Source organism: Candidatus Hydrogenedentota bacterium, assembly GCA_019637335.1.
GTDB lineage: Bacteria > Hydrogenedentota > Hydrogenedentia > Hydrogenedentales > JAEUWI01 > JAEUWI01.
The window spans coordinates 1-11,449 of record JAHBVV010000052.1 but is presented as its reverse complement, the minus strand read 5'-3'; the positions used below and the strand labels follow the sequence as shown (position 1 = coordinate 11,449).

The window sequence follows — 11,449 nt, the reverse complement described above, 5'->3', positions numbered from 1 at the left end:
TATATCAGGCCGCCGCCGCCGGCGACCTGGAAGCCGTGCAATACTTCATCGCGGCGGGTGACTGGGACCATGACCTGATCAACCACCAGGGCATGACGCCGCTGCACGCCGCCGTAAAGGGCGGAAACGTCGATATCGTTGTGCTGATGGCGCAGCAGGGCGCATTTATCGAAATTACGGACACGTCGGGCAGGACCCCGTTGAAGTACGCGCAGGAACTCGGCCAGGAGGAAGTCGCGCAAGCGCTCCAGCAACTTGGCGCGACCCAGTGAGCCCGCGCCTTCGGACGGCGTGGCCGCGTCCTTCTTGAGGAACAGCGCACATCGATCCGATGCTCCGCCTCAGCGCCGGTTGCGCATCCGCTCCGCCAGCCGCGTGTTGCGGCGGGAGATCCGGCTGTTGCGGACCGCCATCGCGATAGCCTTTTCCTCGCCCACGAGCACCACGAGCCGCTTGCCCCGTGTGATGCCCGTGTACAGCACGTTGCGCTGCAGCATCATGTAGTGCTGGCCGAGCATGGGGATCACCACGGCGGGGTATTCGCTGCCCTGCGACTTGTGCACGGTCATCGCGTAGGCGAGCCCCAGGTCGTCCAGCTCGTCGAAGCGGTAGAGCACGCGCCGCTGGCCGTCGTAGGCCACCTCGACCTCCTTCGCCTCCTCGTCGGCCCGCGCGATCACGCCCACATCGCCGTTGTAGACGTCCAGCTCGTAGTTGTTGCGCAGCTGCATCACCTTGTCGCCCTGGCGGAGGTCGCGGCGGGCGATCGGGGCTCCTTCGGGGTTCATCGCCGCCTGCAGGGCCTCGTTGATGCGCACCGTGCCCGTGTCCCCGCGCCGCATCGGGCTCAATACCTGGATGTCGTGAATCGGGTCCAGGTTGAACTTCTTGGGGAGGCGCTCCGTAACAATCTCGACGATGGTCTCCAGCGCGCGCGCCGGGTCCGGCCGATCGATGAGGAAGAAATCCTCGGTGTTGAAGATCGGGATCTCGCCGGTATTGATGCGGTGCGCGTTCACGACGATGCCGCTCTGTTCCGACTGCCGGAAGATCGTCTCCAGGCGGACCACCGGGGCCGTCTGGCTCGCGATGATGTCCATCAGCACGTTGCCCGCGCCGACCGACGGCAGCTGGTCAATATCGCCCACGAGGATCAGCCGCCCGAAGGGGGGAATCGCCTTCACGAGCGAGAACATGAGCTGCATGTCGATCATCGACGCCTCATCGACCACCACCAGGTCGCACAGGAGCGGATCCGTCTCGCAGCGGGTGAACCCGCCGAACTTCGGGCTGAACTCCAGCAGGCGGTGGATGGTCTGCGCCTCGCGGTCCGTGGCCTCCTCCAGGCGCTTCGCCGCGCGCCCCGTCGGCGCCGCCAGCGCATACGAGACGTTCTTGCGATCGAGAATGGCGAGGAGACTGTTGATCACCGTCGTCTTGCCCGTGCCCGGGCCGCCCGTAATCACCATCACCTTCGACTGGAGCCCGGTCCGGATCGCCTCCTGCTGCTCCGGGGCCAGCGCGATCTGGAGCTTCTTCTGCACCCACTTCAGGGCGTTTTCCATGTTCAGGATTTCAATGCTTTCCGACGGCGTGCTGATCAGGCGCTTGAGGTAGTCCGCCGCGCCCGTCTCCGCTTCGTGGAGCTTCGGCGGGTAGCAGGCCTCGCCATCACGCACGATGCGCCCCGCCAGGGCCGCGCGATCCAGCGCCGCGGCCACTTGCTCGCGCGCGATGTCCAGCAGCGCCACCGCCTCTTCCACCAGCTCGCCCGCCGGCAGGAACAGATGGCCCCCCAGCGTGGCCTGTTGCAGCGCATGCGCCACGCCCGCCTCCAGCCGGGCCTCGGAATCCTTCGCAATGCCCAGTTCCGCGGCGATTTTGTCCGCGCCCTTGAACGAAATCCCCGCGATATCCTCCGCCAGGCGGTACGGGTTGTTCCGGAGAATGGCCATCGCGCCGTCGCCGTAGGCCTGGTAGATCTTCACCGCCTGCGCCGGCGTGATCCCGTGCCCCTGCAGGAAGATCATGATGGACTGCACCGCCCGCTGCGACGCCCAGCTCTCGCGGATCTGCGCCGCGCGCTTCTTGCCGATGCCCGGAACCTTCCGGAGGCGCTCCGGCTCCTGCTCGATCACCCGGAGCGTCTCCACGCCGAAGGCCTCCACCAGGCGCTTCGCGTAGGTGGGGCCGATGCCCTCGATCAGGCCGGATCCCAGGTATTTCTCGATACCCGCCACCGTTGTGGGGACCACCGTCTCGAAGGTCTCCACCCGAAGTTGCCGCCCGAATTTCTTGTCCTCCACCCACTGGCCCGTCAGCCGGATGGTCTCGCCCTCGGAGACCGCCAGCAGATTGCCCACGAAGGTGACCAGCTCCCATTCCCCCGGGACTTCCAGGCGCCCCACCACGAAACCCGTCTCCGCACTCTCGAACACAATCCGCTTCACCACCCCCTCCAGCCGGACCGGCGGCGCAAGTTCGCCCTGCGTCGTCTCGGGAGAGTTGGGGAGCATGGGGGGCCTTTCACGCCAGACAGGATGCTGGTCCGGAGCTTATCGAACGAACGAGTGGATTAAATGGTCTGCGGGCCGAACCGTTAGTGCTCACTCAATGATATTAGAATAGGAATTAGAACCGCGAATGAACACGAATGAACGCTAATTAAGACTTCTATCCGACGGAATCATGAGTGCGCATGCCGTTTCCACTACCTCGGGCGTTCGGGTTGGTACACAATCTTGCGATGTTGTAGTCTTGGATGTCGGAAATTCAGGATAAGTCCCACTTCCATGCCGGTTATCTTCAAGTAATTCAACGTCTGACCGACGTGATCGTCGTTGATGCAGTCTACGACTTTAGTCTCGAGTATTACTTTGCCGGCAACTTCCAGATCGGGAATAAACTCATCGATCTTTATGCCTCGATAATAGACCGGATATACTTGTTGCTGCGAGAATGGTATGCCCAGGTGTTGGAACTCAACACAGAGACCCCGCTCATACGTTTTCTCGCGAAATCCATGTCCCACCGCGTTGATAACCGAGTACGCGGCGCCAAGTATCTTGTAAACAAGCTCGCCCTCTACCTGTGCGATATAGTTTCGCTGTCGATCCATCAATTTGCCCCTGCGTGCACTTCAGCTACACGTCGAGTCCGCCCGGCTTGATGTATCTCGTCGAAGAGATTATCAATTTATATATCTTAAACTATACCAATACAGTCGCCTCGATTCTAATTCGGCTTGCGTCGGCTTTCCAAAAAAATTCGCGTCTATTCGCGTTCATTCGCGGTTCAAGTTCTCCTGATTCACGCCTACCGCTGCTCCTCCGTGATCCGGTCGATGATGCTCGTGGTGCTGTGGCCGTCGACCCCGGGGATGATCGCGATCGCGCCGCCGTAGCCCTCCACCAGACGGCGCTCCTCCTGGACGATGGTCTCAAGCGTGTAGTCGCCGCCCTTCGCGTATACATCCGGCCTCAACGCCTCCAGCAGTGGCATCGGCGTCTTGCCGTCGAAGAGCACGACGTAATCCACGCACTCCAGCGCCGCCAGGACCGTCGCGCGGTCCCGTTCGTTCACCACCGGCCGTCCCGGCCCCTTGTTCTCCTGTACGGACTTGTCCGTGTTCAGACCGACGACGAGTACGTCGCCCTGCAGCCGCGCCGCGATAAGGTAGGTAATGTGCCCCACGTGAAGGATGTCGAAACACCCGTTTGTCCAGACAACCTTCTTTCCTTCCCGGCGGAGTTTTTCGAGCACGGGCTTGAGCTGCTCCGGGGTTTTCAGCTTCGCCGGGCCACCCGCCCCGTAGAGCGCCTCTTCCACCTCCGCGCGGCTGACGGTGACCACGCCCTCCTGTTCCACCGCCACGCCGGCGGCGATGTTACCCAGAAACGCGGCGTCGCGCAGGGAGGCCCCCGCCGTCCGCGCCAGCACAACCATCGCCGCAACCGTATCGCCCGCGCCGGTCACATCCACGGCTTTCACGGGCCGGATCGGCACATTCTCCACCGTGCCGTCCTGCGCGAAGATCTCGATGCCGTGCGGCCCGCGCGTGACAAAGGCGTTCTTCGCCGAATTCAGCAGGAACTTGCCGGCCTGCATCAGCGTCGCCTCGTCCACCACCTCAATCCCCGCCGCGCGCCCCGCCTCCGCGTCGTTGGGCACCACAATATCGATGCCGTGGAAGAATCCCGCGCGCGCGCGCGAATCCGCCACGGTGACCAGGTTGTGTTTCTGTGCGCATTCCACAATGGCCGCAAGGACCTTGTCCGTGATCGTCGAGACCGCCTGATCGCCCAGCAGGATCGCGTCCACGTGCGGCGCCAGCTCGTAAACCTTCGCCACCACCTGGGCTTCCACGTCGCCCGTAAGCAGCGTCGGCTTGGGCGTGTCCGTGCGCAGCACTTCCTGCGTCGGGATATTGTGGCCGCCCGCGCGCAGCTTGCCGTAGGTGCTGGTTGCGCGCGCCGGATCCACCACGATGTGCGACGTATCCACGTTTCGGGCCTCAAACTCGCGCTTCACGATGCCCGCATTCACGTCGTCGCCAATCACGCCCAGCATCATGACCTGCCCGCCCAGCGAGGCGGTGTTGCAGGCCGCGTTCCCCGCCGCGCCCGGATTGTACTTGCGCTGGTGCACTTCATACACCGGAATCGGCGCTTCCAGGCTCACCTCGGTGACTTTCCCGGAAACGTTCTCGTCCAGATAGATGTCGCCCACGGCCAAAACGCGGATCTTGTCAAAGCGGGCCATCAGCGCCCGGTAGTCGGTCTGTTCCATTGCGTGTAGTAACGTCCTGTGGTTGGAAGGGGGGGATTGCAACAGCGAAGCGCATTGTAGCGCATGAAGGCAAAGCCAATAAAGCGCTCCCCGGCCCCGCCGGCGCCGTTTTTCTCCGATTTGTAATTCTTTAGCCGTCTGAGGTAGTCACCCTTGTCGCACCCAATGGTGGTGGCTCTCGGTGATCGAACACCGTCATCCCCACGAAAGTGGGGATCCAGAGACCATGCAACGTTAACCTCGCAAACCGTCTGGATTCCCGCCTTCGCGGGAATGACGAATACATCCAGTGTAGGTAAGGAATCTCGTATCGGCGAACGCCTTACTTCAGATGGCTAAAGTATTACTCCGGTTTTAAATCCCCCAGTCCGCCCCTCTATACTGTCCCCCGCGCAATCGCGGCAATCAACCCCCTGCACCAGTCACCCCGGGCGGCGCTTTGGCCCGGGCAGAGGAATCTCAATGAGCAAGAAGAAGAGCATACCGGCGCGCGACGCCGTGAAGACCGAGGATGCCTGGGATCTCACCAAGATCTTTAAGTCGGACGCGGCCTGGGAAAAAGCCCACAAGAAGTTGGAAAAGATGATTCCCACCTTCGCGACATTCCGCGGCAAGCTGGGAAAATCGGCGAAGCAGATCCGGGCCTGCCTTGACTTCGAGGCGGAGTTTGGCAAGCTCGCCGAGCGGGTGGGGGTATACGCCTACCTCAAGAGCACCGAGGACGTGGCCAACAGCACCTACCAGGGCATGGTCGCCCGCTATATGCACGTGGCGACGCTGGCCGGCGAGGCCGCGAGTTTCATCGCGCCCGAAATGCAGGCCATCCCGAAGCAGAAGATGAACGAATTCATGAAGGCCCCGCAGCTGGCCGAGTTCCGCTTCCAGTTGCGGAAACTCGTCCGATACCGGCCCCACATCCTCTCCGAAAAGGAAGAGCGCCTCCTCGCCATGCAGGGCGAGGTCGCTGGTTCCGCCTCCAACATCTTCGAGCAGCTGAACGACGCCGACCTTACCTTCGGAACCGTCGTGGACGAAACCGGCGCCGAGGTGGAGCTTTCGCAGAGTTCCTTCCGGAGCCTGCTCGAATCGCCGAAGCGCGCCGTGCGCAAGGAAGCCTTCACCAGGTTCTACCAGGAATACGCGGCCCACGGCCATACCCTCGCCGCCACGCTGAGTTCCAGCGTGCTCCAGGATGTCTACCAGTCGAAAGTCCGCAACCATCCCTCCGTCGTGGAATCCGCCCTGTTCTCGGACAATGTCCCGCTGGCCGTGTACGACAACCTCATCGAGACCGTACACAAAAACCTGGACACCGTCTACCGCTACCTCGCCCTGCGCAAGCGGGCCCTGAAGCTCAAGGCGCTGCACACCTACGACACCTACGCCCCCATCGTCCGGACGCCGAAGGTGAACATCCCTTATGACGAGGCCGTAAGCACCATTTGCGACGCCCTGGCGCCCCTCGGCGACGGCTACGTGAACATCATGCGCAAGGGCCTCCTGGACGGGCGCTGGGTGGACCGCTACGAGAACCAGGGCAAGCGCAGCGGAGCCTTCTCCTACGGCGCCTACGGCACGCCGCCCTACATCATGATGAACTACAAGGACGATGTGCTCGACAGCATGTACACCCTGGCGCACGAAGCCGGGCACTCCATGCACACGCACTACAGCGCAAAGCACCAGCCCTACCAGTACAGCCATTACACGATTTTCGTGGCGGAGGTCGCGTCGACCTTCAATGAGCAGTTGCTCGGCAAGCATCTCTTCCGCCAGGCCCGCACCAAAACGGAGAAAGCACGCTTGATCAACAAGGAAATCGACGAGATACGGGGCACCATCATCCGCCAGACCATGTTCGCCGAGTTCGAGCGCATCATCCACGCGATCGCCGAAGCCGGCCAGCCGCTGACATTGGACGTGCTGCGCGCGCAGTACCGCGGCCTGCTCGAGACCTACTTCGGCCCCGATTTCGTCATCGACGAAGCCCTCGAGCTTGAATGCCTCCGCATCCCGCACTTCTACAACGCCTTCTACGTCTACAAGTACGCCACCGGCCTCTCCGCCGCCATCGCGCTTTCGGAAACGGTCGCCAGCGGCGGCGCGAAGGAGCGCGATCGCTATTTGAGCTTCCTGCAGAGCGGCGGGTCGAAATTCCCGCTCGACTTGCTCAAGGACGCCGGCGTCGACCTGACCACCCCGGCGCCGGTCGACGCGGCCATGGCGCGATTCGCCTACCTCGTGGACGAGCTGGAAGCACTCGTCTAACGGGAGCCCCCGGTCCCGGACCGCGCACGGAACACGGCGCCGCCCACACGCGTTACGGCAAGGCCGCGAGCGCGTGTGGGTGCGCGCTTTTTTTTTGAGACCCGGTGGCCCCCCCGAGAATCTGCGCAGGGCAATCGCATTTAAACCCGATTACGGTCTTTGGGCGTAAACTTGAGTCGATTTGGAGCCTTGAATCAATGAAAGTGAGCGTGTTGGAGCGCCGGCATCTCTGCCGGCAAGGTCCGGGATTCGCCTCAGGCGAAATGCCCGCGCTCCAACACGCGCCCTTTTTTACATTTCAGGTGGTTCGTATAGCGGTCGGCTCGGACAGGAAGTTTAAATGCGATTGCCCCGGAAAATCTACGACCATGCCTTGTCAGCTTCGCCGGCATAGGCTATAATGACACCCTTTATGTGGCCTGGGCGGGGCAAACGGTCCTGGAAGGAGAACGTAGACGTATGCGACGTGGCGCGAGCCTGATGGCTTCTCTGGAAGGCATGAGCATGCAGGCCTACCGCATCGCCACGGAGCTTGCGGGCAACACCCGCTCCGGGCTCACCGTCCGGTTCCTGGCGAAAAAGCTCGAAATCCCCCCGGAAGAAGTCGAATACCTGCTCGACGTGCATGACCGCCTGTTTTTCTCCGACCTGACCAAAGTGAAGGTGGTGGCGGAGGGGCACGGGATGGTCAAGCGGATCGCCGAGGGCCTTGAGTGCCGGGGCGACATCCCCTCGCTGGTCGAACGGGTGAAAAGCTACTCGCCCAATGATTTCCGCCGCCTCGAAGAGCAGATCGGCTTCGATGAACCGTGCACGAAGCGGATGGCCGTCGATGAGATCATCCAGCGGTACTACGGCACGCCGGAGGCGCTCCTGACCTACGTCGGCGCCGGGGATTTCTCCGAAGTGGCGCGCGAGTTGTTTGACATCGTCTGGCAGTCGAAGGATGGGGTACTGCCGGTCTCCCAGATCCAGGCGAGCCACGGCGGCTCCGAATACGAAATCGAACAGGGGCTCACCGAACTCTTCGAAGGCTTCGCCCTTTTCGAGATGTTCCGCTTCGACACCGAAGACCGGCTCGTGCGCGTGGCTGGTCTACTCAAGGAGCTCCGGCCCTTTCGCACCGCCGCCGGAAGCGCTTCGCCCGATCGCTCGCGCCTGAAGCCCCTGCGCGGCAAACCCGACAGTATCGAATCGCGCGAACTGCAATTCTCGGACACCATTTGCCGGCTCGTGGCCGCCGTGGCCGCGCGGCCCGTCCGGCTGCGGAGCGACGGGGAGCTGTTTCGCGAGGACCGGCGCCGTCTGGCCGCCATCTGCCCCGAAGACATTGAACCCTCCCTCAATACCTGCCTCTGGGTCGCCGAAGGCGCCGGGTGGCTCGTTCGAGTGGACAACACCCTGCGCGCGGGCGAGCTGGAGTCCCTTATCGGCCTCGACCGCGTGCGCCGCCACCAGCGCCTGTGCGACTGGCTACTCGAAAAAGGGGACGATGTCACCGCGCGCGCACTGCTGCGTGAATTCCTCGACGAGGTCAAGCCGGGCGCCTGGTACGCCATGGACGACTTCGTTTCCACCGTGATGCAATGGAAGGAAGAGGAAGAACAGCTCGTGCTGCGCCAGTTGAACGGCCAATGGAAGTACGTGAATCCGAACGCGTCGGAGCAGGCGCGAAGCCGGCTGGCGCGCGCGCTGGAGGAGACCTTCTTCTGGCTCGGGTTCGTCGATCGCGGAACGAAGGATGGCGAGCGGGTATTCCGCCTCTCGGATGTGGGCGATGCGCTCCTCCGATCGGCGATTCCGGAATCCCTGGCGGCCCGCTTTCCCCGCCGCAAGGGCGAATTCGTCGTGCAGCCCAATTTCGATATTGTTGTCCCCGCGGAGGACATGGATCCGCTGCTGACCGTGCCGCTCGACCAGTTTTCAGAGCGCGGCAGCACCGGGCAGGCCACCGTATACAATGTGAGCCGGGAGTCCTTCACCCAGGCCGTCCAGGAAGGGCACGACGCCGGGGCCTTCGTCGAATTCCTCCTCGCGCACAACCGCGGCGGCAGCCTGCCGGCCAACGTGATGACCACGCTGGAGGATTGGCGCGGCGCCATGAAGCAGGTCCGCCTGAAAACTATCCACGTGATCGAATCCGACGATCCGCTGGTCATGGCCGACCTCGTTCACCGGCGCAAGTTCGAGAAATACCTCCGGCATCTCGATGGGCGCCACACGGTGTCGTACGGCGGCATCGACCGCGACGAACTCGTGCGCGCGCTCGAAAAAGAGGGCTTCATCGTCGAGTGATCCCGACTGGGCCTTGTATTCCCGCGCTCCGCTTTGACACAATCACGCCAGTTCTCCCGCGATGACGCCAGTGAAGGATGCCCTCCGTTGCCCGAAACACCGCCCTTCTATGTCTGGCCAATGGCCGACGAGCGCACGCTTACCATCGCGATGCTGCTGCTTTGCGGTCTCTTCGCAGGGGCCGTTGCGCTGGAGCTGCACCGCCGGCGGCGGGAGCGGGGCCTGCGCCTCGACGCGGAGTGGCGCGCTGTTCAGGAACTTGCCGAGGATCGCGAGCTTCCCGGCGAGGACTGGGCGCTGCTTCAGGCCATTGTCCGGCAGTATGCCCCCGGCGCCCCCTACCGCGCGGTTACCGCGCGCACAGCGTTTGACGAATGCATCGCCCAGTACATCGCCGCGCTACGGGCCACCGCGCCCCCCGGCGAGCTGGCGGCGCGCGGCGCGCAATTGCACCATATTCGCATGCAGCTCGGGCTCGACTACGTGCCGATTGGCCAGCGCATCCACTCCACCCGCGAGCTGCGCGAGGGCCAGGTCATCTGGGCCGCGCGCGCCACGGGACACGATCCGCAATGGCTGTCCTGCGCCGTGGCGGATCTCGACGAGGCCTTCCTGCGCCTGGCCCCGTCCCGCGGCGAGACGCTGCCGGACTATGCGCCGGGGGAGATGCTCAAGTTCCGCTTCTGGCGCGACGAGGACGCGCGCTATGTATTCGACGCGCCCCTGCACGCGGTCGTCGAGGGGCCGGCCTGGGCCGTGGCGCACATCCGGGACCTGAAGCGGATCCAGGCGCGCGCCCACTTCCGGATTCGATTCGAACAGCCGGTGCACGCCGCGGTGATCAGCGCGCCGGTGGACGAGGATTATACCGGGTTGGAACACCGCCAGGCGGTTACCCACGTGCGCGGGAAGCTGACCAGCCTCAGCGGCGGCGGCGTGGCGATCGTGTTCGAGCAGCCCGTGCCGGCGCAGGTGCTGCTGCGCCTGTCCCTCGATTTGCCCCCGAACGAGGAGCACCTCGTGGTATTCGTGCGCCCCGTCGGCGCGCAACACCTGCCCGGCGGGCGATCCCTCCTCCGGGGGCGCTTTGTCGCGCTCTCCGAGGAATCCCGCGAAATCATTACGCGGTACGTGTTCCTCAAACAAAAACAACGACCGCGCGACGAATTCGCCGGATAGAGAGATCGTGGAAGTACCGTATGAACCTGATCGCTGAAGCGGAAAAAAGTCTCGCCCGAAACTGGCGCGCGGTCGCGACCTTCGTCGTGGGCGTCGTCGTGGCCGTTTCCATCTACCGCTTCGGCTATGACCTGCTCGAGGCGCGCCTACCCGAGGAGATCACCCCGAAGCCGGGCTGGTATGTCCTCTCCACCCTGGCGCTGGAAATCGCGCTGGCCGCCGCCGTCGCCGCCATGCAGGCGATCACTTTTGCCGTTATCGGCGCCGAAATCGACCGCCCCATGTGGAAATACGGCGGACCGCGCGACGCCGTCGAGCGATTCTTTTCCATCTGGTTCATTGTGTCGCTTATTCACTTCGTCATTATCCGCATGCAGGTGAGTTTCTACGATCAGGATCTCACCGCCGCCGTCGCCGCCATGGACCTGCCCCGCATCTTCTGGCAATGCGTCTCCCTGCCCTTCGCCGCCTGCATCATGTACGGCGGCCGCCTCGTGTGGCGCGAAATACCCGAGCGCCTCGCGCCCCTGTCGCATTTCCTCGGCCGCGCGATGATCACATTCCTGCTCGGCTTCCTCAGTCTCGTACTCGCCGATGTGCTCTTCGCCAGCATGGGCGAAGAATTCCGTAAGACCCTCACCGCCCACGCCCTCGTGAATCTGGTCCTGGTCCCCCTCGATTGCCTGATCTTCGCGGCGGCCTGGCTCATCTGCATCGACTACCGAAATTCGGCCCCCGAACGCGGAGACGACCTCGATTTCTAACCGGGACCTGCGCGTACTTCCCAGGGAAGCATCCGGAAACCTAAACGAAGGACCGCAACCAGGGATCGCGGACATTCCTGTCCGCGGCAAAGTGAGCCCGCCTCCAAAAAATCCCCCCCTCCTACCAATACCACCTCGAAAAGAAAGTGGCACAG

Annotated in this window: 8 protein-coding genes; 5 read left to right on the top strand and 3 right to left on the bottom strand. The window is 63.3% G+C overall.

Annotation, left to right across the window (positions count from 1 at the left end; genetic code table 11):
* Positions 1–272, top strand: a 272-nt coding sequence (locus tag KF886_26795; protein MBX3180969.1) for an ankyrin repeat domain-containing protein, incomplete at its 5' end; no start/stop codon positions are given.
* 69 nt (positions 273–341) lie between these two features.
* On the opposite strand, the gene KF886_26790 is transcribed toward KF886_26795, so the two are convergent.
* From KF886_26790 to rfaE2, 3 genes are all read right to left on the bottom strand, one after another.
* A complete protein-coding gene (locus KF886_26790) occupies positions 342–2,516 on the bottom strand; it encodes an ATP-dependent RecD-like DNA helicase (GenBank protein ID MBX3180968.1) in 2,175 nt (724 codons plus the stop codon).
* A gap of 194 nt (positions 2,517–2,710) precedes the next feature.
* Entirely contained in the window at positions 2,711–3,118 is a 408-nt protein-coding gene (locus tag KF886_26785; GenBank protein MBX3180967.1) for a GxxExxY protein, read from the bottom strand.
* A 197-nt stretch (positions 3,119–3,315) separates the two neighbouring features.
* Positions 3,316–4,788 (bottom strand): D-glycero-beta-D-manno-heptose 1-phosphate adenylyltransferase, encoded by a 1,473-nt coding sequence (rfaE2, locus tag KF886_26780; GenBank protein MBX3180966.1) that lies wholly within the window; start codon positions 4,786–4,788, stop codon positions 3,316–3,318.
* 462 nt (positions 4,789–5,250) lie between these two features.
* Between rfaE2 and pepF the strand changes: the two genes are divergently transcribed.
* The 4 genes from pepF to KF886_26760 all read left to right on the top strand — a co-directional run bounded on the left by pepF (position 5,251) and on the right by KF886_26760 (position 11,294).
* Entirely contained in the window at positions 5,251–7,056 is a 1,806-nt protein-coding gene (pepF, locus tag KF886_26775; protein ID MBX3180965.1) for an oligoendopeptidase F, read from the top strand.
* A 459-nt stretch (positions 7,057–7,515) separates the two neighbouring features.
* On the top strand, positions 7,516–9,351 hold the full coding sequence (locus KF886_26770; protein ID MBX3180964.1) for a helicase-associated domain-containing protein: 1,836 nt from the start codon (positions 7,516–7,518) through the stop codon (positions 9,349–9,351).
* A gap of 87 nt (positions 9,352–9,438) precedes the next feature.
* Entirely contained in the window at positions 9,439–10,530 is a 1,092-nt protein-coding gene (locus KF886_26765) for a hypothetical protein (GenBank protein ID MBX3180963.1), read from the top strand.
* 20 nt (positions 10,531–10,550) lie between these two features.
* A complete protein-coding gene (locus KF886_26760) occupies positions 10,551–11,294 on the top strand; it encodes a hypothetical protein (GenBank protein ID MBX3180962.1) in 744 nt (247 codons plus the stop codon).
* The last annotated feature ends 155 nt before the right edge of the window (positions 11,295–11,449 follow it).